This window comes from Wolbachia endosymbiont (group B) of Eucosma cana (assembly GCF_947250645.1).
In the GTDB taxonomy this organism is placed as follows: domain Bacteria; phylum Pseudomonadota; class Alphaproteobacteria; order Rickettsiales; family Anaplasmataceae; genus Wolbachia.
This window is the reverse complement of the sequence record NZ_OX366334.1, coordinates 1,154,018-1,177,077: the sequence shown is the minus strand read 5'-3', so window position 1 is coordinate 1,177,077 and position 23,060 is coordinate 1,154,018. Positions and strand designations below refer to the sequence as shown.

General features: G+C 33.5%; 27 protein-coding genes and 3 pseudogenes. 14 read left to right on the top strand and 16 right to left on the bottom strand.

The window, feature by feature from the left end:
* Position 1: 1 nt before the first annotated feature.
* A complete protein-coding gene (gene ftsH, locus OOK99_RS05790; RefSeq protein WP_264719692.1) occupies positions 2-1,831 on the top strand; it encodes an ATP-dependent zinc metalloprotease FtsH in 1,830 nt (609 codons plus the stop codon).
* Between the two features lie 184 nt (positions 1,832-2,015).
* Here the strand turns inward: ftsH and OOK99_RS05785 are convergent, their stop codons facing one another.
* Entirely contained in the window at positions 2,016-2,183 is a 168-nt protein-coding gene (locus OOK99_RS05785; RefSeq protein ID WP_264719691.1) for a hypothetical protein, read from the bottom strand.
* Between the two features lie 312 nt (positions 2,184-2,495).
* On the opposite strand from OOK99_RS05785, the gene OOK99_RS05780 reads away from it, so the two are divergent.
* On the top strand, positions 2,496-2,624 hold the full coding sequence (locus tag OOK99_RS05780) for a hypothetical protein (protein ID WP_264719690.1): 129 nt from the start codon (positions 2,496-2,498) through the stop codon (positions 2,622-2,624).
* Between the two features lie 21 nt (positions 2,625-2,645).
* On the opposite strand, the gene OOK99_RS05775 is transcribed toward OOK99_RS05780, so the two are convergent.
* Positions 2,646-3,760 (bottom strand): IS3-like element ISWpi17 family transposase gene (locus tag OOK99_RS05775; protein WP_214303219.1). Its coding sequence is split into 2 segments (ribosomal slippage): positions 2,646-3,487 and positions 3,487-3,760, totalling 1,116 coding nucleotides; the frame shifts between segments, so codons are not numbered across the junction.
* A 328-nt stretch (positions 3,761-4,088) separates the two neighbouring features.
* On the opposite strand from OOK99_RS05775, the gene virB9 reads away from it, so the two are divergent.
* A complete protein-coding gene (gene virB9 / locus OOK99_RS05770; protein ID WP_264336517.1) occupies positions 4,089-4,874 on the top strand; it encodes a P-type conjugative transfer protein VirB9 in 786 nt (261 codons plus the stop codon).
* A 7-nt stretch (positions 4,875-4,881) separates the two neighbouring features.
* Here the strand turns inward: virB9 and OOK99_RS05765 are convergent, their stop codons facing one another.
* Entirely contained in the window at positions 4,882-5,475 is a 594-nt protein-coding gene (locus OOK99_RS05765; RefSeq protein WP_006014056.1) for a ribonuclease HII, read from the bottom strand.
* 5 nt (positions 5,476-5,480) lie between these two features.
* Complete coding sequence (mraY, locus tag OOK99_RS05760) at positions 5,481-6,461, bottom strand: phospho-N-acetylmuramoyl-pentapeptide-transferase (RefSeq protein WP_264719689.1); 981 nt, start codon at positions 6,459-6,461, stop codon at positions 5,481-5,483.
* Positions 6,462-6,618: 157 nt separating this feature from the next.
* Here mraY and OOK99_RS05755 point away from each other — a divergent pair, with 157 nt between their 5' ends.
* The 3 genes from OOK99_RS05755 to OOK99_RS05745 all read left to right on the top strand — a co-directional run bounded on the left by OOK99_RS05755 (position 6,619) and on the right by OOK99_RS05745 (position 8,082).
* Entirely contained in the window at positions 6,619-7,107 is a 489-nt protein-coding gene (locus OOK99_RS05755; protein ID WP_264719688.1) for a hypothetical protein, read from the top strand.
* 55 nt (positions 7,108-7,162) lie between these two features.
* Positions 7,163-7,450 (top strand): hypothetical protein, encoded by a 288-nt coding sequence (locus OOK99_RS05750; RefSeq protein ID WP_264719687.1) that lies wholly within the window; start codon positions 7,163-7,165, stop codon positions 7,448-7,450.
* Between the two features lie 68 nt (positions 7,451-7,518).
* Positions 7,519-8,082 (top strand): DNA-3-methyladenine glycosylase, encoded by a 564-nt coding sequence (locus OOK99_RS05745; RefSeq protein ID WP_010403621.1) that lies wholly within the window; start codon positions 7,519-7,521, stop codon positions 8,080-8,082.
* A 203-nt stretch (positions 8,083-8,285) separates the two neighbouring features.
* Here OOK99_RS05745 and OOK99_RS05740 read toward each other — a convergent pair.
* Positions 8,286-8,519 (bottom strand): annotated as a pseudogene (locus OOK99_RS05740) (helix-turn-helix domain-containing protein); the annotation flags it as partial.
* 148 nt (positions 8,520-8,667) lie between these two features.
* Positions 8,668-9,687, bottom strand: coding sequence for an Mrp/NBP35 family ATP-binding protein (locus OOK99_RS05735; protein ID WP_264719686.1), 1,020 nt, complete (start codon positions 9,685-9,687; stop codon positions 8,668-8,670).
* Between the two features lie 79 nt (positions 9,688-9,766).
* Here OOK99_RS05735 and OOK99_RS05730 point away from each other — a divergent pair, with 79 nt between their 5' ends.
* The gene (locus OOK99_RS05730) at positions 9,767-11,140 is read left to right on the top strand and encodes a WD_0033/WD_0034 family tandem repeat-containing protein (RefSeq protein WP_264719685.1); all 1,374 of its coding nucleotides are present in this window, start codon (positions 9,767-9,769) and stop codon (positions 11,138-11,140) included.
* Here OOK99_RS05730 and OOK99_RS05725 read toward each other — a convergent pair whose 3' ends face one another.
* On the bottom strand, positions 11,141-11,266 hold the full coding sequence (locus OOK99_RS05725) for a hypothetical protein (RefSeq protein ID WP_264719684.1): 126 nt from the start codon (positions 11,264-11,266) through the stop codon (positions 11,141-11,143).
* A 184-nt stretch (positions 11,267-11,450) separates the two neighbouring features.
* Here OOK99_RS05725 and OOK99_RS07185 point away from each other — a divergent pair, with 184 nt between their 5' ends.
* Entirely contained in the window at positions 11,451-11,921 is a 471-nt protein-coding gene (locus OOK99_RS07185) for a WD_0033/WD_0034 family tandem repeat-containing protein (protein WP_458694691.1), read from the top strand.
* A 192-nt stretch (positions 11,922-12,113) separates the two neighbouring features.
* Here the strand turns inward: OOK99_RS07185 and OOK99_RS05720 are convergent.
* Positions 12,114-12,495, bottom strand: a pseudogene (locus tag OOK99_RS05720) (IS4-like element ISWosp8 family transposase); the annotation flags it as partial.
* 510 nt (positions 12,496-13,005) lie between these two features.
* Between OOK99_RS05720 and OOK99_RS05715 the strand changes: the two are divergent.
* The gene (locus tag OOK99_RS05715; protein WP_319803442.1) at positions 13,006-13,758 is read left to right on the top strand and encodes an ankyrin repeat domain-containing protein; all 753 of its coding nucleotides are present in this window, start codon (positions 13,006-13,008) and stop codon (positions 13,756-13,758) included.
* Between the two features lie 102 nt (positions 13,759-13,860).
* Here the strand turns inward: OOK99_RS05715 and tyrS are convergent, their stop codons facing one another.
* Complete coding sequence (gene tyrS, locus OOK99_RS05710) at positions 13,861-15,123, bottom strand: tyrosine--tRNA ligase (protein ID WP_264719682.1); 1,263 nt, start codon at positions 15,121-15,123, stop codon at positions 13,861-13,863.
* Positions 15,124-15,353: 230 nt separating this feature from the next.
* A complete protein-coding gene (gene rsfS / locus OOK99_RS05705) occupies positions 15,354-15,671 on the bottom strand; it encodes a ribosome silencing factor (protein ID WP_064085463.1) in 318 nt (105 codons plus the stop codon).
* Positions 15,672-15,799: 128 nt separating this feature from the next.
* On the opposite strand from rsfS, the gene OOK99_RS05700 reads away from it, so the two are divergent.
* From OOK99_RS05700 to OOK99_RS05685, 4 genes and pseudogenes are all read left to right on the top strand, one after another.
* The gene (locus tag OOK99_RS05700; RefSeq protein ID WP_264719681.1) at positions 15,800-16,165 is read left to right on the top strand and encodes a hypothetical protein; all 366 of its coding nucleotides are present in this window, start codon (positions 15,800-15,802) and stop codon (positions 16,163-16,165) included.
* Between the two features lie 101 nt (positions 16,166-16,266).
* Positions 16,267-16,503: pseudogene (locus OOK99_RS07015) on the top strand (AAA family ATPase); the annotation flags it as partial.
* Positions 16,496-16,984 carry an RNA pyrophosphohydrolase gene (locus OOK99_RS05690; protein ID WP_007302261.1) on the top strand — a complete coding sequence of 163 codons (489 nt, stop codon included), beginning with the start codon at positions 16,496-16,498 and terminating at the stop codon, positions 16,982-16,984. The pseudogene OOK99_RS07015 and the gene OOK99_RS05690, both read left to right, overlap by 8 nt.
* Positions 16,974-17,762, top strand: coding sequence for a TatD family hydrolase (locus OOK99_RS05685; protein ID WP_264719679.1), 789 nt, complete (start codon positions 16,974-16,976; stop codon positions 17,760-17,762). Before OOK99_RS05690 ends, OOK99_RS05685 begins: the two co-directional genes overlap by 11 nt.
* 5 nt (positions 17,763-17,767) lie before the next feature.
* Here the strand turns inward: OOK99_RS05685 and mdh are convergent, their stop codons facing one another.
* Genes mdh through OOK99_RS05655 form a run of 6 tightly spaced genes read right to left on the bottom strand, consistent with a single transcriptional unit; the run spans position 17,768 to position 21,475 of the window.
* A complete protein-coding gene (gene mdh / locus OOK99_RS05680) occupies positions 17,768-18,712 on the bottom strand; it encodes a malate dehydrogenase (protein ID WP_264719678.1) in 945 nt (314 codons plus the stop codon).
* A gap of 3 nt (positions 18,713-18,715) precedes the next feature.
* Positions 18,716-19,291 (bottom strand): NADH-quinone oxidoreductase subunit C, encoded by a 576-nt coding sequence (locus OOK99_RS05675; RefSeq protein WP_264719677.1) that lies wholly within the window; start codon positions 19,289-19,291, stop codon positions 18,716-18,718.
* Position 19,292: 1 nt separating this feature from the next.
* Positions 19,293-19,799 (bottom strand): NuoB/complex I 20 kDa subunit family protein, encoded by a 507-nt coding sequence (locus tag OOK99_RS05670; RefSeq protein ID WP_264719676.1) that lies wholly within the window; start codon positions 19,797-19,799, stop codon positions 19,293-19,295.
* Positions 19,800-19,802: 3 nt separating this feature from the next.
* The gene (gene ndhC / locus OOK99_RS05665) at positions 19,803-20,156 is read right to left on the bottom strand and encodes an NADH-quinone oxidoreductase subunit A (RefSeq protein ID WP_264719675.1); all 354 of its coding nucleotides are present in this window, start codon (positions 20,154-20,156) and stop codon (positions 19,803-19,805) included.
* A gap of 17 nt (positions 20,157-20,173) precedes the next feature.
* Entirely contained in the window at positions 20,174-20,542 is a 369-nt protein-coding gene (locus tag OOK99_RS05660) for an HIT domain-containing protein (RefSeq protein ID WP_264719674.1), read from the bottom strand.
* A gap of 3 nt (positions 20,543-20,545) precedes the next feature.
* Complete coding sequence (locus OOK99_RS05655; protein WP_264719673.1) at positions 20,546-21,475, bottom strand: hypothetical protein; 930 nt, start codon at positions 21,473-21,475, stop codon at positions 20,546-20,548.
* 184 nt (positions 21,476-21,659) lie between these two features.
* Here OOK99_RS05655 and OOK99_RS05650 point away from each other — a divergent pair, with 184 nt between their 5' ends.
* Positions 21,660-23,036, top strand: coding sequence for a UDP-N-acetylmuramoyl-tripeptide--D-alanyl-D-alanine ligase (locus OOK99_RS05650; RefSeq protein WP_264719672.1), 1,377 nt, complete (start codon positions 21,660-21,662; stop codon positions 23,034-23,036).
* Positions 23,037-23,060 lie beyond the last annotated feature (24 nt).

The following is a 23,060-nucleotide window of genomic DNA, read 5'->3' as shown; positions in this document are numbered from 1 at the left end:
AATGAAAAAATTTTTAGAAGGCTTATTGATCTGGTTAGTGATTATTGTTCTTATTTCAGTTGCTTATATTCAATTTAGCGGAAGTATAGGTAAGAGTAAAACAACCATACCTTTTTCAGAATTTTTAACTAGACTAGAAGATAATGATATAGAAAATGTTACAATAAGAAACCAAAGCATCGAAGGAAAGTTTAGGGATGGGTCAGCCTTTAACTCAAGTGGTGTTATATATAGTGACTTAATAAAAAGTTTGCATGATAGGAAAGTGAAGTTCTCCTTTTCAATTGGAGACTCTGCAATAGGTATAATTGGTGGATTACTTATTCAATGGGTTCCGACGCTTATCTTTATCGGTTTATTGCTTTTCCTTTTTAAACAAACGCAAGCAGGAGGTAATAGAACTATAAGCTTTGGCAAATCAAAAGCTAGGCTTATGACTACTGGAAAAAAAGTGACATTTGATGATGTTGCTGGGATTGATGAAGCAAAAGAAGAGTTGGTTGAAATTGTTGATTTTCTTAAACAAAGGCAAAAATTTCAAGTGTTAGGTGGGAAGATACCAAAAGGATGTCTTTTAATTGGTTCCCCTGGAACTGGTAAAACTCTACTTGCTCGTGCAATTGCAGGTGAAGCTAATGTACCGTTTTTTAGTATTTCTGGATCTGATTTCGTTGAAATGTTTGTCGGTGTTGGTGCAAGCCGTGTCCGGGATATGTTTGATCAAGGCAAGAAAAATGCTCCTTGTATAATTTTCATAGACGAAATAGATGCGGTGGGTAGGCATCGCGGCATCGGTCTTGGTGGCGGTAACGACGAAAGGGAACAAACATTAAACCAGTTACTGGTTGAGATGGATGGTTTCGAGTCTAATGAAGGTGTGATAATAGTTGCTGCAACTAACCGTCCAGACGTCCTAGATCCAGCACTACTTAGACCTGGTCGTTTTGACCGACAGATTACTATTTCTTTACCTGATATAAATGGGCGTGAGAGAATATTAAATACGCATATAAAGAAAATATCGATAGCACCAGATGTAAACGTAAAAACAGTTGCGAGGGGAACGCCAGGTTTTTCAGGGGCTGATCTAGCAAATTTAGTGAATGAGTCTGCGCTTATTGCTGCAAGAAGAAATAAGAAAATTGTTACCATGGATGATTTTGAGTATGCACGTGATAAAGTGATGATGGGCATGGAAAGAAGGTCCTTAGTCATTACAGAAGAAGAAAAAAAGCTTACTGCTTACCATGAAGCTGGTCATGCAGTAGTTGCAGTTAATATGCCTCCTTCTGATCCTATACACAAAGCAACAATTATTCCACGTGGTAGAGCACTTGGTTTAGTTATGAGACTACCAGAAACAGATAGAGTGTCCCTCACAAGAGAAAAGATGCTAGCAGATATAACTGTTGCAATGGGTGGACGTGTGGCAGAAGAGCTAATTTTTGGCTATGATAAAGTCACAAGCGGCGCATCTTCAGATATAAAACTAGCATCAGATTTATCACGTGCTATGGTGACAAAATGGGGAATGAGCGACAAAATAGGGCCAATATATCACAATCGTGAACAAATCACACATGATTCTGAGACAATTTCTGAAGATACGTTAAGACTTATAGATGAGGAAATAAAGAAAGTTGTATTTTCTTGCTATGAAAAAGCAAAAGACATTTTAACCAAGCGTAGGAAAGACTTGGAGCTCATTGCTGAAAATCTACTGGAGTTTGAAACTTTAACAGGAGATGAAATAAAAGACATATTAAGTGGAAAAAAAATTGTTAGAAATGAAAATGAAGGTAAAGAAGAGATAAGAAGATCCTCTCTCTAATTAGATCTGACTTTGATTTAACTGCTAAAATAAAAATCTTCAACCAGAATCTAAACTACAAAGCTATAATTAAACCTCTGCATTTTACCAATGAACTTCCTTGAACATTTCTCCAATTTTTTTCTAAATAACTCTTTGCCTATTTAAATAAGTATGTTCAGTATTAGAGCTTTCCAGACCGCTACTAGGAGAAAGCTTGACCTTTAAACATCTCTATTAGCTTTAATAAAGGAGCAGTTCTTGCTACAATGGCTCCTATAACAGCAGTAGCACCCATGATGAGAAGAAGCGGTTCTGAAGTGGTGATTATACAAAGCTCAATACATAAACCAGCAATGACCATACCAACCATTATACCAATGAAAGCACCTACAATTATGGACGAAACTACAACAATTAATTGTCCTATTTTTGAACTAAGTGGTACTTCTCTTTTACCTCCAACACAACCTTTGAATTTCGCTTTGATCTTCCTCCAACATCCTTAATTGTCTTTTCAAATTTTAATAGCGACTTGTTGTTTAGTCTATAGCTAACCGAAGTAAGATTTTCTCAAAGGGTGGGGTAAAAAGGTATAATACTGCTTTAATGAAGGTAGAATGATGCCAAAGCCATATAGTGAGGACCTGAGGGAACGAGTTTTAAAAGTGGTAGACGAGAAAAAATGACAATAGAAGAATTCGAAAAGGTTGTAGAAAAAATGTATAATGCACCCATTTGTCTAGACCATTTTTTTCAAAGTGATCCGATTTTTAAAATGAATATGTTGATAAATACGTCGACACACATTTAAAGTATTTATCAATATATTCATTTACTGTTTATGATAATAAAGATCAGCAGGAACTTTATAATGTAGAGTCTGATGTCGCCTTCTATAGTTATACCAAGCAACAAAATCATTTATTATAAGATTTAAATCTCTGATACTATTTGGTCTATAATAATATATAGCTTCTTGCTTTAAAGTTCTCCATAAGCGCTCAACAAATATATTGTCGAAGCAACGTCCTTTATGGTCCATACTGATTTTAATATTAGCACGCTCTAATTCCATAATAAAGTTGTAGCTAGTAAACTGCACCCCCTGATCACTATTAAAAATCTCAGGTTTACCTTGTTTTAGAGCTTCTTTGAGAGTATAAAGGCAAAATCCAGCATCGAGATATGGTGATAATGAATGAGCAATAATATAGCGACTATACAAGTCCATTATTGCCACAAAATAGATAAACTTACCTTCTACCATAATATATGTTATATCAGTAGCCCATACCTGATTAACTCTACAAATAATCAAATCTTTGAGTAAATAAGGATATATTTTATGCTTTTTTTCTTTAATACTTGTATTACATCTTTTTCTACAATACAGCCCACTAATCTTCATTTTTTTCATAATTCTTAAGATTTTTTTGTGATTGACTACTACTCCACTCGCTATGATTTCAGCAGTAATTTTACGATATCCATAACGGCAATCAGAAGCCAAATATACTTCTTGAATCAAATTTGCTACTTCACTTTCGTTATTAATTATAGGCCTATAATATAGGCTAGATCTGCAAATCCCCAATAAATCAGCCTGTTTCCTAATTGACAGATCAGAATCTTTTTCTATAAACCTTACTCTATCTTTTTTGCTTATTTCAGTAATTTTTTTTTCAAATAGCTATTTTCCACTGTCAATTCTCCTATTACTTTATGTAAACTTTCTATTTCTTGCGCTAAGATTCTTTGTTTTCTCGCACTTTCACTTTCTTCAACAAATAGGTCTTTTAACCTTGCCAATACTCTATCACGCCAATCATATAGATTTGTTGATGGTATTTTATATTCACTACATATCTCAGCTGTGCTTTTTTGATTTTTTATTGCTTCCAAAGCTATCTTTGCTTTTAACTCTGGTTCATATTTTTTTGTTGCCATACTTTTACCCCTTTACCTTCCTACTCGGATCAACCATTTTTTTTTGGTCTAGTTTATGGGGTGCATTATACTCGCTTCAGCGTTTATTAATCTTTCAGCTTCTTCTATATTATTACTAAGAACAGCACTGAAAAGCTGCTCATTATTCCATTCATAATTTACCTCACAACCTATTTTAACATATATGAAAATAATGTTTAAAGAATTTTTTCCTGCAGTAATGAATTATTATGAAGCTTGCATTTTCTATCGCTTACTACTGGGATAGCTTAACAGTTGCAGTACATGTCTATCAATGATAAAATAAAGATCAGTTTATTTTGATACTATGGTTAGGTTACTGTTTGTTGCGCTATTATTTTTTTGTGGTGGTGATGCACTTGCAAAACAGGAACCACGACCAATAGCTGGTGATAACCACATAAAGGTAATGAATTATAATCCACAGGCTATACATAAGTACACGGGCTTTTATGGTTATCAATCCAGCATATTGTTTGAGCCAGGGGAGGTAATAGAGAGTCTTTCAATGGGTGATGCAACCGGTTGGCAACTCCTTCCTCAAGGTAATAGATTATTTATTAAGCCTATAGATGATATTGCCGATACTAATGCAACTATAATTACCAATAAAAGAGTTTATTATTTCGAGTTTCATGCTGAAGAAGCAAACGGGCTAGATGATCCAAGGTTAGCATATGAAGTAAGGTTTCTTTATCCACTGTTCAACAGTGATGAAATTTATTCAACGAGTAACGGTGATATTCTAGAGCAAGCTAGTCACACCACTATCCCTGATATAAGTGATATTGAGGTTATAAAGAAAGGCTTGAATTTTAACTATTCCATCTCGCACGTTAAAGGCAGTCAATCAATAATACCAATTAAGGTTTTTGATGACGGAAAATTTACATATCTACAATTTAATAAAATAAACTCTGATTTCCCGGCAGTTTTTATGGTTGATTCTGCAGGATATGAGTCCTTGATAAATTTTCGTACAGTTGATGACTACCTGATAATTGAAAGAGTAAGCTCGGTATTTACCTTAAGAAACGGATCAAGTACAGTCTGCCTGTTTAATGAAAACATACCTTTCAAAAAAGGTAAGTGATTAAAGGCTATAGTATTCTTATAGGTGCAAAATTCTTTCTATGGTGCTTCGTAATTCCATGAAGGCCAATAGCGCTGAGGTGTTCTTTTGTTCCATATCCTTTATTTTTATACCAATTATATTGAGGATGTTTATTATGCAATTCTTCCATAAGCCGATCTCTTGTAACTTTTGCAACGATTGAAGCGGCTGCGATTGATATACTTAAGCTATCACCATTCACTATAGATTTTACTTGCCATTTTACTTCAGGTGGTTGATTACCATCAACTAACACATAATCTAGTTCTAAATCTAAATTTACCAGCGCACGTTTCATTGAAAGCTTTGTTGCTTGCAAGATATTGTATGAGTCTATCTCCTCTACACTTGCCATTCCTATACCAAATTTTGCAACAGACGTTATTTTTTCGTATAGAACTTGCCTACACTTAGGGGTTAGCTTTTTTGAGTCGTTTATTCCATCAATAACCGTATCTCTATCAGTAAATATTACAGCTGCAGATATCACTGGACCGGCAAGCGGACCTCTTCCAACTTCATCTACTCCTGCTATAATTCCTGATAATGTATTTTCTAATGTGAAATCTGGATATTTCATAGTTCCTATAATAAGAAAGTTAAAGCAAAAATCGAACAAACGATAGAAATTATCCAAAATTTTATAACTATTGTATTTTCTGACCACCCTTTCTTTTCAAAGTGATGATGTATTGGTGTCATAAGGAAAATTCTTCTTCCTACTCCATATCTAAATTTTGTATATTTAAAATATGATACCTGAATAATCACAGATAAAGTCTCTATTACAAAGATTATTCCAATAACGGCAAAAAGCATTTCTTTTTTAATTAGAACACTAGTGAGTCCTAAAGCTGCACCGATTGATAGGCTTCCAATATCACCCATAAATATTTTTGCTGGATGTGTGTTAAACCACAAGAAACTTAAAATAGCTCCTATAAATGCAATGCAGAAGAAAGTAATGTTTACATCTGTCCGAGTGATGTATGCAACTAGTCCCAAAAAAGCAAAGGAAGTAATGGCTTGAGTTGCAGCAAGGCCATCCAAACCATCTGTGAGATTCACAGCATTGGCAGAGCCAACAATAACAAATGCAGCAAACGGAAGATATAGATAGCCAAGGTCGATTGCTACTTCTCTAAATAGAGAAATTTTTGTAAAACCTTCAGCAGATTGTAGCTTAAGTATAAACATACAGACCAGAGTAACGGCAAACTGAATGAGTATTTTGGTTTTTGCACTTAAACCTTGGTGATGATTTGCCTTTAATTTTAAACAGTCATCAATAAATCCAAGCAGAGCAAAAAATAAAGTTATAAATATCAGCAATGAAATTTCTGGTGTTAATTGACTCCAAAACAGAATTGGTAGTAGAGCAGAAGTGAGTATTATTATTCCACCCATAGGTGGTATATTCTTTTTTGTTATTAAATGACTTTCTGGTCCATACGATCTGATTGGTTGTCCATCTTTGCTTATCCTTTTTAGAAGCTTTATAAAATAGGGAAAAAGAATGAGCCCAAAAATAAATGAGATAAAAAACGTCTTTGTAACTAAGATCACCTGCCTATTCAAAATTAACTAGATATTATACCAAAAGCTTTACCTAATCTCAATTTATACCTTTTTATCAGCTCATTTTAATTTAGGGTAAATTAGTTATTGATTAATTATGACAAAGTTTGCATACTGATATTTAGTTAATGGTAAGAGGTGGTGTATGTTAGGTTTAGGTTATGTTAAAAAGCTTTTTGGAACCATTTCAGCATTCTATAGTACTCATAATAAGTCTAAATCAGCATTAGACAAAAACAAGCGTGGATATATAAAATTAGACAGTGATGAAGAATGGGATAAATTCTTTGAGTTACAGAATGATTCTGACACTAATACTACGAACAAAGAGCCTTTTTCTCCGAAGAAAGGAGAATCTCACTATCATGGTAAAGAGATTGTAGGCAAGGTTGCTGACCAAATTAAGGCAGAGATATCGAAGGTATATACCATAGAGTCCATAATGATAAAAGAAGGCAAAAGGGAAGGTAATATTGTTTACCCCACCGTGAGAGTTGTGCTACATTCCAGTAAAGAAGGAGTAGATATAGCTAAACTTCTAGGCGGTAGTGTATGTAAAGAGTATGGTGTAAGAACAATTACATTTTGTCATCCTAATCACGAAAAAAAAGAGAGGGGCATGTTGCTATATTAATAATGATAGTGATGATGAGGAAAGAGTTTATGAAATAATTAGTGGGTTATATGAAATGACTTTAAAGTGGTATGTTGATGGAAGAGAATGCAAAATTAAAGTTAACATTGATGGTAAGAAAGGTGTAACTCTCCTTGAAGGCAACGGTGTTACTGCAGAGCAGTTGCGTGCAAATAAAGAAGTCAAAATAGGTAAGAGACGTGAGCCAAAATCTTTATATGAAGCGTTAGCACCGCAATTGCAACAGAAAAGCTCTGAATCAGTCAAGGTCTTACAGCAGCCTTCAACAGATGTAACAAATGTAACAACAACACCAACTTCTACTTCTCAGAGATGCTCTTGACTAAATAAATAAGAAAAAGCAAAAATAGTATAACTTGCTTACAAATGTAAGTAACTTGTACTTCTATGATGAATAACACAATATTACCAAGAAATTTCTATGAACGGCCAACTTTAACCGTAGCTGGGGAGCTGCTAGGGAAGATTCTGAAATTTTCTAATTTTAGTGGAATAATAACTGAAGTTGAAGCGTATATAGGAATGGATGACCCAGCTTGTCATGCAGCAAGAGGCTATACTAATCGAACCTCAGTAATGTTTGGTACGCCAGGGTTTTCGTACGTATATTTTATATATGGAATGTACTATTGTCTAAATATTGTAACAGAAGCAGAAGGATTCCCAGCAGCAGTGTTAATACGAGGATTAAAGCTCACTGAACCGCTTGAAGCAAATTTAGGCGGGCCAGGCATACTGTGCAAAAAATTAAACATTACAAAAGAACATAATAAACAAGACCTTACTATAAGTCATGAATTTTGTCTCTATGAATATCACCTCAAACCAGATTATGTGTGCACTCCAAGAATCGGAATTAGTAAAGGCAAGGAGAAATTTTGGCGATTTAAAAGTTGCGTTTTAGCAGAAATGCCTAAAATCACACTCAACAATAAATATAGACCTCCTGCATAAACTAGATAAAAAGGCAAATAGCCTTTTATGTTTACCAACAATAGACTTCTTGGATAACCTAAGGATATTTTTTGATCTTCTATGGGGGAGTTGAACATTCCCTTTTTATAAAACTTTTGCATACTCCTATTTAACTTTAATAGCTCTTTATCTTCCTGAAATCTGGATGTTTTATCAATGCATCTTCTATTCAGCTGTTAGCAAGAACTTTCACTTATTCCATAGCTTTGCGCTATATGGAAATATGTACGGTATTTACACAAATATTCGAGTGCTATTAATAAATATGCATTGTTTATTTGGTTTTCCTCCTCTTGCCTTTTTCTTGGCCTCTTCCTCTATTAAAATTTCTATTATTTTTCCAATGTTTTTCTTTTGACTCCTCTTAGTCTTCGAAGCTTCTCTTCATCAAGTTTACTTACCTGCTCAAAATTTATACCTTCCCTAATATTGCTTCTACTACTTGTTTCTTAAGTTATCCAAGAAGTCTATTGTCTGTTCAGATACGAGGTAGCTGCTGCCATTTGAAATATTTTATTCACCTAAAATTACATTCTACCTATTTTAAAAGTAGTTAAACAAACTTTATAGACTGCATACAAAAGACCTAACATCTTTAGCAATGCCTTCATAAATCCTTACTAAATCCTCACTTAGCATTGAAGGGTCTCCACAATCAGAAGCACTACATATTTGCGGATCTAGAGGAACTCTGCCCAAGAGTTTGACTCCCAGCTCTTCAGACATTTTTTTTGCACCACCTTTTCCAAATATGTGTATTTTTAAATTATCTTGAACAAAATAGCTCATATTTTCCACAATGCCGATAATTGGCACGCTGAGCTTTGTGAACATATCATAAATTTTTTGTGCATCGACTAAAGCAAGCTCCTGTGGAGTTGAAACTATTATTGCTCCAGTTAAACTAAAATTCTCCATCAGACTTAAATGTACATCGCCAGTGCCAGGAGGTGTATCAATGATTAAATATTCTATATCAGACCACCTTGTTCCCATTAGCAAATTGTAAAGTGCTTTTGTGATCATAGGTCCACGCCATATTGCTGCGCGATCCTTATCAATAAAATAGCCAATTGAAATAGTATAGAGACTATGTTTCTTTATAGGCATTGCTTTACCACTCTGTATTTCTGGTTTTAATTTCTCAGTGCCCAACATTTTAGGAATCGAAGGACCATATATATCTGCATCAACTAGCGCAACTTTATGTTTTAATTCTGCTAACGAAAGAGCTAGATTTAGTGCAACTGTCGACTTACCCACACCTCCTTTACCAGAAGCAACTACAATTATATTTTTCACTCCTTCGATATGAAGTTTAGCTTTTTGTTGCCTAGTTTGTTTTTGACCAGTAGCAACTACAGTAACCTTTCCTACTCCCGGTATCGCCTTAACAGCTTGCTCACAATTTTTTCTTAATTCTTCATTTGGCTCAGTAACTTCAAGAGCAAAAGCAACATCTTTACCCTTAATAACAATTGAGGATACTACACCAACATTCTTACCACTTTTCTTCTCTATAACCTTTTTTAGGCTCTCTCTTACGATTTCCTCATTAACCTGTGTAAATTTTTTCCAGAACATATGATGAAATTTTTTCTATTGGTGTATACTAACATAGAATAATTAAACTGCACTGACTTTAAAGCGAGGTTACAAGAATATGCTAAATGATAACAACTTAACACCAGCACAACGAAATTTGCATTTTAAGTTGAAAAAGTTAATATCAAATGGTGGGGGAATTAGTAATATCTTGAAAGTAGCCTCAGAGAATGATTTACTAAAAGTTCTTACAATAGGATATAATACACGATTTCCAAGAGGTGGGGAACGCACTTTAACACTACTTAGCCTCGCCATATTCAAATGTAATGACGAATGCGTTAATTCTATTTTAATACATTCTCAAAATAACGGTACACTGCAAGAGATTATTAATACTAAAAATATTATAAACTATCAAAATTGTCTGATGTACAACTTAACATCGCTTGGCTTTGCTATACATCACAATAAGCCAAGATATATTAATGATATTTTAACAAAAGCCCAGGACAGTGGAATACTACAAGATATTCTTGCTGCTAGAAATATTGTACAGTATTTCAATACTAAGGAGTATGCTTTAACACCACTCAGTTTCTCTATATATAAAGGTAATAAAGAATGTATCAGTTCTATTTTAGAAAAAGCTCAAAATAATGATATGCTGCAAGGCGTTTTTATTGCTGAAGATATTGTAACACGGTCTTTAAGTTGTCTTACATACATTTTTACACCGCTTAGCTTTGCTGTAGATCAGAATAATGAAGAATGTTTTAATGCAATTTTAACAATCGCTAAAAATAATGGTATATTGCAAGATATTCTCAACAATCAGACATACATTTTAACATTGCTTGGTCTTGCTATATATAGAAACAGCAGTGAAAATGAATATGTTAATTCTATTTTAATGCAAGCTCAAAATAGTGGTACACTGCAAGAAGTTCTGGTTGCTAAAAATATTGTATATTCTCCGGGTGGTTGGGCGTATAGCTTAACATCACTTGGCTTTGCTATACATGAGGGTAATCATTCACATATTAATTCGATTTTAACTCATGCTAAAAATAGTGGTATATTGCAAGAAGTTCTTACTGCTAAAAATACTTTGTATTCTTCAGATGGTTGGAAGTACAACTTAACACCACTTGGCTTTGCTATATATGAAGGTAATCATTCACATATTAATTCGATTTTAACTCATGCTAAAAATAGTGGTATATTGCAAGATATTCTTGCTAATCACAATGCTGTAATATCTCCAACTCGTCAGACGTACAACTTAACACCACTTGGCTTTGCTATACATAAAGGTAATATTGAATGTATTAATTCTATTATAGTACAAATTAATGATATACCGCAATACATCTATGCTACTTTTCAACCAACTGCAGCGATTAATAAAAGAAATGCTAGGAGTGCATTAGATGATGTATCTATTTCTCCCAAGCGTGTAAGACTGCAAGAAAATAGCAGAACTTTTTGATTATTCCTTATTCTTTGCCCTTCCTTCACGCTTACGTTCATTCGCGCAGACGTATAGTTTTGTGAAATTACCTATATATATAACTCTACAAAAATTCTTTAGCATCACTCTAGTGTATATTGACACATTAGTTTTAATAATTAAACTACACTGACTTTAAAGCGAGGTTACAAAAATATGCTAAATCATCAAAATTTAACACGAAAACAAAAAGATTTATATTTTCAGCTAAAAAGATCCATATGGAATGGAAGGAGCATCAGTAATATCTTGAAAGCAGCTTCAAGAAATGATTTACTAAAAGTTCTATATCACTGGATATACTACACGATTTCCAACAGATGGAGGACGCACTTTAACACTGCTTAGCCTAGCTATACATAGAGACAATAATGAATGTGTTAATTCTATTTTAGAACAAGCTCAAAACAATGGTATACTACAAGATATTCTTACTACTGCAAATATTATAAACTATCAAAATGGTTTGATGTACACCTTAACATCGCTTGGCTTTGCCATACATCATAATAAGGGAAGGTATATTAATGTTATTTTAACAAAAGCCCAGGAAAATGGTATATTACAAGATATTCTTGCTTCTAGAAATATTGTACAGTATTTAAGTATTATAGCGTATACTTTAACGCCACTTAACTTTGCTATATATAAAGGCAATAACGAATGTATCAATTCTATTTTAATACGAGTTCAAAATAGTACCATGCTACAAGATGCATTTACTGAACTGTACTGTTTCCATATGGTAGATATACTTTGAATGCTTGTGAGCTAGCTATAGTTGTTAATGAGAACAATGCTAGTATTAGGACTGCATTAGATAATGTATCTATTTCTTCTAGGTATGTTAGAGAAAATAGCAAAGTTAATTAATTTCTTAAGTAACTCTTTCTTGCAAGTACTACTTTTTTATGTATCTGTTCAGGCAATGGCGTTAACTTAAGAGAATAAATTAGCAAGCTCTCCTAAAGGCATGATGGCGTTTAGGCTTATCTACTTTATTGCGGCTATACAATCTTCACGTTAACTTTAGTGCGTATTTTAAAAAGGGCTTGAAAGTTTTTTGGTTCTAATAAGCACCTGATAAAGTTTCTGTCTCATTACACCAAATAAAACTGAAAAATTTAAACGATACTCAGCAATTTGATCTGGGTTCCAAGGCTCTTGTGCATCACACATATGAAGTATTGCACATGACCAAGTTTGCACAAAATTCTTGTTTCTAAATTTATCCCAGAAAAATTCTCTAATTCTGCTTCTACTTTGAGTCGTTTATAGCACTCCTCTATGTGACACCTTAATAGATAAGCTTTACTGATATCTTCTTTATTGAAATAAAATAGAAACCAAAGGTCCTATTTTTTACAGTATTTTACTCCTTAACATCTTTTCTTAAGTTGACGCTATTGGGCTTTGTTGCATCGCTATCTACGATGGATAAAAGATAAAAATGTAGAATATCAATAGCTTATTATTCTAGCATTTATAGTAAGGACAGTCAGTAAATATCTAAATTTAAGTAAAAGAAGTTTTACTATCATTCACTAATCTAGCTAGAATTCAAGAATTTCAATGCTTTAGCTATTTTAAGTAGAATTAAATTTACTAGTACAAACAATAAATTACTATTCTTAAATTTAATCAGATTGATTGCAAAAAATAAGATTTTCAATAAGCTGCTTGTATAGTTAGCCTTTCATAGATAGTGATGCAACAAAGCCCGCTGGAATCTAGTTCATATTATATATTTATCTGATAAGTTCCATGTATGTGTAATTTATTTAAATTGACTTCTTATCATATAATTAAATACATTATTGAAAATTAAAGGTAAGGTTATGGCAATGGAAATTTCAAATTGGCACGAATTATTGAGTTTAGTTAATGTTGACAAAGATTTAAGCAAAGATAACGTAATTGAAAAAATACAAAATGAGCTGAAAAGATATTCAAAGGAATATGAAGAGTGGGAAAAGTCTGGCTTTGATATAAATTATGTGTTTAAAGATGGTGAAAAAGCGACTCTTTTGCACTTGGTGGCTTCCTTTAACCTAGAAAATATAGCGAAGGCTCTCATGGAAAAAAGGGCAAATGTTAATGAAAAAGATGTAAAAGGAGATACTCCTTTACATAATACTACTTATCTTGATAGTATAAACATAGCAAACGCTCTCATAGAAAAAGGTGCAGATGTTAATGCAATAAATATATGGAGAAGGACTCCTTTACACTATGCTGCTTTATTTCGCAGTATGGCCATAATAGATGCTCTTGTGGAAAGAGGTGTCAATGTTAATGCAGTAGATATGTGGGGAGAGACTCCTTTATACTATCTTAATTGTCAAGCAATTAAGATAGGGTGGATTGCCGGTGGAGTAACTGCATTATTAGGTACTGCTATATCTATAGCACTTTTTACAGCCGGAGCAATTACAGCTGAGTTAATACCTATAGTTATAGCAGTAGTTGCAATTACAGCAACAGCACTAATAGTTGGCAATGCTATATATAAATTGTCAAAGCCTGATACTCAAGTTGATAAACCAATCTTAGCAAATCGACAGCAAGAAACTGCTAGCGATAGTAGGGTTGCCTAGCGATTCTGCCACAGTGTCAGCTGCTTCAATGATATCCATTTGTTCCTATAATTATCTTTTCTTGGCTACCTTATTTTGCTATTCTGCTGAACAGAGACAAATTTACTTTCTTACTTCACTCACTAAAATTTTAATATGGCGTTTCTTTCCTGCAGATAATTTGATAAATGGCTGACCTTCAAAGCTTTCAGAGTTTATTGTATAGTTAACATCGTTTATAGTATTATCATTAACTTTACATCCATTTCCCTGTATTAAACGCTTTGCCGCACCTTTTGAAGGTTCAAAACCGGTGTCATGAAGCAAGTCTATCAGGAGTATGCCATTTGCAACTTGTTCTCTTGTGATAGTGTAACCAGAAAGCAATGAACTGTCTTCATTTTCAAAAGCAGAGATTGCAGCAGATCGTGCAAGTTTCGCTTCTTTACAACCGTGACATATTTTTGTCACTTCTGTTGCCAAGACCTTTTTTGCTTCATTTATTTCTTGATCCTTCAAGGACTCTAGTTTTTTAATTTCATCAGTTGGTAAATCAGTGAAAAGTCTCAAGAAACGACCAACATCTTGATCATCAACATTGCGAAAATATTGCCAGTAGTCATAAGGCTTTAGCATGCTGCCATCGAGCCATATAGCTCCACTTTCAGTTTTGCCCATCTTTTTTCCTTGCGCGTTTAATAAAAGAGGTGTGGTAAGACCAAACAGCTCAGGTAAATTTAACTTTTTGCCAAGTTCAATTCCGTTTACTATATTTCCCCATTGGTCTGACCCTCCAATCTGGAAACGACAGCCATACTTTTTATTCAACTCGACAAAATCATAGGCTTGTAACAACATGTAATTAAACTCGAGAAAGCTTAGATTTTGCTCCCTATCTAGCCTAATTTTCACACTATCAAAGCCTAACATGCGATTTACAGAAAAATGTGTCCCTATATCACGCAAAAAGTCTATATATTTTATGTTATCTAACCAATCTGCGTTGTTTACTATGATTGCACCAGTTTTTCCATAATCGAAAGATATCATCTTCTCGAGGGTTTTCTTTATACCAAGTATATTTTGATTGATATCTTCTATCGGCAAGACGCTTCTTGCTTTGTCTTTACCAGATGGGTCACCAATTTTTGTTGTGCCACCTCCAAGTAGAATTATTGGCTTATAACCGAATTTTTGTAGGTGACGGAGCATCATGATTTGAATGAGACTGCCAATATGCAAACTTGGTGCCGTACAATCAAACCCAATGTATGCAATTATATAATTATCTTGTGATAATAGCTGGTCTAACCTATCAATGTTTGTACATTGATATAGGTATCCTCTTTCTTGAATGAAGTTTAAAAACTCGGATTTATGTTTCATAATATGTTATTTTGTGTGTAAACGGTGTTGTTAACGATGGCGTCATTCCAGTGCTTGACGCTGGAATCCAGTTTATTATGAAATTTCATCAAAAATGTTGTATAGTGTGCTCATTTATGATTAAGTTTTCTAGATTCCAGTGTCAAGCACTGGAATGACACCACCAACTTCATAAGGGTTGCCTTCAAAATTACAACATTTGAGCAAGTGTATACCAGCTACCTGGATAATCAATTCCATAACTCTTCTATCTTATAATATTCTCTTACTTCTGGCCTGAATAGGTGAACCATTATACCTTGAAAATTCACAATCACCCAGTTACCTTCATCCATACCTTCTACATCTATTTTATCATATTGCTTGAGATTTTTCATCACTTGCTCAGCTAATGCTTTTACATGGCGGCTCGAATCACCGGATGCAATGATCATATATTTTGCAATGACAGTTTTATTCTGTACATCAAAAGTAACTATATCTTGACCTTTGTTTTGATCTATTACATCTACAATTGTATTTTTTATTGATTCTGTATCACCATTCATTATTCTAAATTATATAATTTATCTGTAATGATACACTCAAAATTTCTGAATATGAACTATTTTTGATATGTTTCTAGTGTAACGTTTATAATACATATATTTGTAATATATGATAGTTTTCTGATGGTATGGTCATTTACTTAATCGGATTTCCGGGTAGTGGCAAACTTACGATTGCAAAAGAGCTGTGTAATATTATTGATGGGGTGATAGTAGACAATAACCTGTTTAATAATATCATATTTGATATGATTGATTTCAGAAACGCTGAGGTTACAAGTGAAATATGGGAAGAAATTTTTGTGATTAGAGAGAATATGTTAGCAATATTGGAAAAATACCATATAGAATCAAAGCATTATATATTTACAAACGAATTGATAAAAGGTGATTCCTATGATCAAAAAGTATATAACTCAGTGGTGAATTTAAGTAAAAAAATGAACGTGGAGATTCTCCCTGTGGTGTTATATTGTAATAGTGGAGAACTATAGTGTTTTCTAAAATAAATGATAGTGCACTAACATACAAACTCGCAGCTTTTAGGGGGTAATCTCGTAATGAAAATTTATCATTCATTTTCGAAACTACTATAGTAAAGCGCGTTCAATTAAAGGAAAGAGAGCAGGAGAGAAAAATTACTGATTCAGATTTTGCTATGAGAAGAATTAAAGGAAAGAAACTATTTGTGCCTCAAGGTTCACTTGAAATTGATAACTCAAACTTAAGCGCAAAAGAAGTTGCAAAAAAAATTGTTGAAAAAATGAATAGTAAAAAAGTAGTTGGAACTTCTATGATAGATAATTTAGCAACAGAGAGTATTTGTGATTAGTGAGGAGAAAGAGTATCGCCCTTGTGTTGGCATAATGTTATTTAACAAACAGGGAAATATTTTTATTGGAAAACGTTTTGATAGTGACTCTTATTGGCAGATGCCACAAGGAGGAGTTGATGAAGGTGAAGAGCTAGAGCAGGCAGCGCTACGTGAGCTATTGGAGGAAGTTGGTACTGATGAAGCAGAAGTTGTGGCTCAAAATAAAGAGTGGATATATTACAACTTACCCGAGGAAGTTATACCGATATGCTGGAATGGGAGATATTCTGGCCAAAAGCAAAGGTGGTTCTTAATGAAATTTTGTGGGAAGGATAAGGATATTAATATTAACTATACTGATCATCCAGAGTTCAAAGAGTGGCGTTGGCAAAATGTGGATGATTTGGTAGCCAGTGCCATACCGTTCAAAAAAGAAGTTTATAAAAAAGTGATAGAAGAGTTTTCTTCTATCATAAAAGGATCTATTTATGATAGTTGATTCTCATTGTCATCTAATTTATTTTTCTGATGATGAAATACCAAAGGTAATTTCAAGAGCAGAGCAAAATGGTGTGAGAATTTTGCATAACATATGTATAAGCATTAATGATATCCCTAAATTATTAAAAATCTCTTCATCCCATGATCAAGTCTACTGCTCCGTTGGTATACATCCGCTTGATACTAATGTGGAAAAAGGTGAGTGTATAAATGCTGATGAATTGATTGAATTTACTAAGGGCAAAAAGGTAATTAGTATCGGTGAAACCGGATTAGATTTTTATAAATCTGATAACAAAAGCAATCAAAAAAAAAGTTTTGCATCACATATAGAAGCGGCAAAAGTAACAGGATTACCTTTAGTTATTCACACTAGAAATGCTGATAGTGAGATGATTGATATGTTAAATTCAGAAATGAAGAAGGACGCTTTTAGTGGAGTAATGCATTGCTTTGCTTCTTCTAAAGAGCTTGCTTATAAGGCTATGGACTTGGGATTATACATTTCATTTTCTGGAATTATTACTTTTAAAAATGCGAACTTACTAAGAGAAATTGCACAAAATGTGCCACGTGAGCGTGTTTTAGTTGAAACTGATGCACCTTATCTATCTCCTGAGCCTTACAGAGGAAGAAAAAATGAACCGGCAATGGTGAAATATGTTGTGAATTGTTTAGCAGAATTATGGAATGAATCGCCGGAACAAGTAGCAAAAATAACTACAAATAATTTTTTTAGACTGTTTTCGAAGCTTGAGCTCAAAGAAATTCTATAGGGCAATTAATTTAGCTTACAGAGCTCTTTTACTGCACTTACAGATTTATAAAACATCTCTTGTTCACTATCGTTCATTTTAACTTCTAGAACTTTCTCAACTCCATTTTTGCCAATAATAGTAGGAACACCAATGAATAAGTCTTTCACACCATATTCACCATTAAGATAAGCAGCGCATGGTAATATACGCCTTTTATCTTTTAAGTATGATTCTAGCATGCTTATGGCTGAAGATGCAGGAGCATAGTATGCAGATCCAGATTTAAGTAGACCAACTATTTCTTTTCCACCATTACGAGTGCGCTCAACTATTTCATCAACTTTTCCTCGCGTAATCAAACCCATCTCAATGATTTGGGTAAGTGGAATGCCAGCAATTGAAGCATAATTGATTAGTGGTACCATAGTGTCACCATGTCCTCCAAGCACAAAAGCAGATACATCTTCGACAGAAATATTTAACTCACTTGCAAGAAAATAACGAAAACGAGCAGAGTCAAGCACTCCTGCCATACCAACAATCATATTAGTTGGCAGGCTTGAAGATTTGTATACTACTGAAACCATAGCATCTAAAGGATTGGTAACCACTATTACAAATGCGTTTGGAGAATGTTTTTTAATATTTTCCCCAACCTCTTTCATTACTGCAGCATTAGTTTGCAGAAGGTCATCTCTGCTCATTCCAGGTTTTCTGGCAATGCCAGCAGTTATTATAATTGCGTCAGAGTTTTTTATATCTTCATACCTATTTGTACCAGTAATATTGACATTAGATCGATCAATAGGAGATGATTCTGTAATGTCAAGCGCTTTACCTTGTGGTATTCCATCGCTGACATCAAGCAAAATAACATCTCCTAGCTCTCTTAGTGCAATCATATGGGCAAGTGTTCCACCGATATTTCCTGCGCCAATCAAAGATATTTTTTTTCTTTGTACTGTCATTTTCTACTCCTTTCTATTTATTTTTGTGGCTTTACTACCTTCCCAAGGGGATAAGCTATCAAACATACGAAAATCTTGCGGTAAGTCTATATGATTATATACAACCTTTTTTGCCTCTATATCGTATCTTACTTCCTCGTAGCCAGTGAGAGGAAAATCTTTTAACATTGGATGGCCTTTAAATCCATAATCCGTTAAAATCCTACGTAAATCTGGGTGATCAGAAAACTCTATTCCATACATATCAAATACTTCACGCTCAAACCACGAAGCTGCGTTAAATATTTTTGCTACACTTAGAGGTATATCACCTTCACATAACTGAAGCTTTATGTGCACTCTGATATTGTGTACAACGCTGAGCAAATTGTATATTAGCTCGAAACGTTTTTCTCTATCTGGGTAATCAACTCCAAAAATATCAACTAATAATTCAAGCCTACATTTTTCATCATCACGCAGAAAGAGCAAGTGATTTTCAATGCCATTCAAAGTTGAATATATTACAATAGTACCATCATTTTTTTGAATACATTCACATTTAGTATTGTTTTGTATGTATTTTGCAGTTTTATCCATGCTATATATTCTTAGTTCGTTTTATTTTATTTTGTAGACATAGCATTCCATATAGAAGAGCTTCAGCAGTTGGCGGACATCCAGGAACATAAACATCAACTGGTACAATTCTATCACAACCACGGACTACTGAGTAAGAATAATGATAATAGCCACCACCATTTGCACAACTTCCCATAGAAACTACGTATTTGGGGTCCGCCATTTGATCATAAACTTTACGCAATGCCGCTGCCATTTTATTAGTTAGTGTGCCAGCAACAATCATAACATCTGCTTGCCTTGGACTTGCACGAAAGATCATGCCATATCTATCAAGATCATAACGACTGGATGCAGTATGCATCATCTCCACTGCACAACATGCAAGACCAAATGTCATTGGCCACAACGAGCCAGACCTTGCCCAGTTCATTATATAATCTATTAAATCGCCAAATTTAGTGATAAGAAAACCTTCTTTTTTGTAACGATTCCAGTCGCCATCAGATAGAATTTGATTTACCATAAACTACTCCCACTCTAACGCACCTTTACACCACTCATAGATAAAGCCTATAGTAAGTATTGCAAGGAATATTATCATAGACCAAAATCCACAATAACTTATTTTAGATAAAGAAACAGCCCAAGGGAAAAGAAAAGCAATTTCTAAATCGAATATTATGAACAATATTGCAACTAAGTAAAATTTTATGTCGAAACTTTTTCTGGCTCTTGATAAAGGATTAAAGCCACACTCATATGTAGAAAGCTTTTCGCCATCTGGGTTACTAACTGCAAGAAACATAGGTAATACACCTAAAGTAAAAGATACTACAATTGATACACAGATAAAAATTAATATGGTTAAATATTCACTCATTTAAAAAACATATAACACTATGTATTTACATGCTTTCCTAATCTTTTACCACCTAAAATATGTACGTGAAAGTGTGGTATAACTTGTTCTCCGTCTTTACCGTGATTAGTAACTAATCTATATCCTGTTTTTTCTAAGTTATATTTATGTGCTATTTCTCTAACAGTTTTAAAAAAACTTACTATTTCCTCTTCGGAAGCTTTCAGAACAAAATCATCGTATGAAACGTATTGAGCTTTTGGTATAACTAGAATATGAACTGGTGCATCAGGATACTTATCACGAAAAGCTAGCACATTTTCATTTTTATGTACCTTCTCACAAGGTAACTCACCTCTTAATATTTGAGCAAAGATGTTATTGCTATCATAAACTTCATTGCTCATATTTTAAGAGCGACCTTTTCCTCTTCCTTTATTTCTTTCTACATCAGGCGTAGATAGTGGTTTTATTACTTCACCAGAGGCATCTTCAAAATTCAAAAAAGTACTTCCCAATCCTTCTACTTGCTTTTTGATATCTTGTTCTGATAACAGCATATTTTTTATAGGAGAAATAGCTTCTTTACTTTTACCAAAAGGAAATTCGTTAGGATTAGTAATGTTAAAAGATTTTACTAATTCATCTGTACTTGTAACAGTTTCTGAAGACTGCCCTGGTGACTCTCCAATTTGTGCTGACCTTAGAGCTTCTGATGATTTGTTCTGGTTATCATATTCTCGATACAATTTTTCTGCAATACCATACAGCAATTTTAAGTCTGTGTGAACTTTAAATTCTCCACCAGTGATTTCTGCAAACTTCTTGAGGTCGCCTTCAACTTTATTAGCAATTCCTTTAAGAACAAGCTCTTTTATTTCTTTCTCGCTCTTGCCTTTATTATCAGGATTAGTTTTAATAGTGTTAGCTATTTCCTCAACGTTAATTTCAATTACAATTTTGTTTTCTTCTTTGAAAATAGTTACATTTGGTAGGTTTTTCTTTACTTGACCTAATTGTTCATCATTCAAATAAGGTATATCTCCCGTCAGAGTCCTTGACACTAAAAAAGCTACCTTTCCTGTCCCTTTCTTCTGCTCTGTTATTTCTACACCAAGATCCTTACTAGCTTCTGTGGTTTTTATAGGTGGGTCATATTTCTCTTCTTCTTTAGGTACATCACTAACAACCTTTTTTAATGAAACTTTAGCATCATGCTTCATTTCATCAATTGAAGCAAACGGTTTCTTTATAGGATAAATAAGTGCTTTAGGCACAAGAAAAAACACGCCTTTTATCTTAGCCAAAACAGACTTTTTATTTGACTCATCTTTTGTCATACATACCTCCAAGTCACTTTCTACAATCAAATAGTAAAGTACACCTAATTATAGACGAAAACATTTAAGCTTGTATATCTATTATAAGATGAAATTATAGAGATTGCAATCATTATTTGTACATTACCAAAGCATGTAGTATTTTTGCTGCTTTTCTTGTTCAAATTACCTTTAAAGATAAATTATGTTAAAATGGAACGCAAATAATATTATTGATGCTACTGGCGGAAGAGGGGAGGGTATTTGTAATTCGGTATATAGCTCAAATATTTCAACGGATACAAGAAGCATAAAAAAAGGTGATTTATTTATTGCTCTCAAGGGAAAGGAATTTGATGGGCATGATTTTCTACATGAAGCATTTTTAAAAGGAGCTGTTGCTGCCGTAGTAAGCGAAGATAAATATAGAAATTTTCCTCTAATTATTGTGCAAGATACTCTAAAAGCTTTGTATAATATGGCATCATATTACATTAGAAATATTCTTGTTAATGCTAAAGTTATCACAATTACAGGTAGTGTTGGGAAAACCACTACAAAAGATATGCTTAACACTGTTTTGTTGCATTATGGAGTATCTCATGTAAATGAAGGCAACTTAAATAATAATATAGGATTGCCTTTGACAATTCTAAAAGCTCCAAAAAACTGCCAGTACTTAATTCTTGAAATGGGAATGAATAAAGCTGGTGAAATAAAAGAGTTATCGAAGATTAGCAATCCGGATATTGCAGTTATTACCAACATTGAACCTGCGCATGTTGAAAATTTTTCATCTCTAATTGATATTGCGCAAGCGAAATTAGAAGTTCTGCATGGCATGAAAAATAATGGTACTTTGGTTTTGAATAAGGATAATGAACATTATGATTATCTATTATCAAATGCTAACAGAAATGTAGTAAGCTTTGGTAAGAATGAAAGTGCTACTGTTTGTTTGTTAGACCTAATAAGAGACGATAACGGTCTAAATTTAAAAATAAAACTGAACAATGGTCAAATTATGAACTGTAATTTACTTGTACAAGGCGAACATTTTGCATACTCTGCATTAGTTGTTACAGCAGTTTTGCAAAGTCTCGAACTTGATTTATCTAAATTACCACTAGCACTTGAAAATTTTACTGTAACAGAAGGTAGAGGTAATGTTCATCAAGCTAAATACAATGGAAAATTAGTACATTTGATTAACGACTCCTATAATGCTAACCCTACTTCAATGAAGGCTGCAATAAGAACTTTAGGTACATATTCTAATTTAAGAAAAGTGGCACTGCTTGGCGATATGTTAGAACTTGGTAATGAAAGCATAGTATTTCATACAGAATTGCTTGACTCTATAGTAGAACAAAATGTGAATAAAGTTCATACAGTTGGTAAATTTATGTTAGAATTGAATAAACTTTTACCGGAGAATATAAAAGGCATGCATTTCGATGATTCTAACCAATTGAAAAGTAATTTAGCTAATATTGTTCAAGGTAATGATGTAATTTTAGTTAAAGGTTCTCATGGAATGAGAATGGACCTTATAGTGCAGGAATTCACAATAGAATATTAAATAAAACTATTGTATTAATTTAAA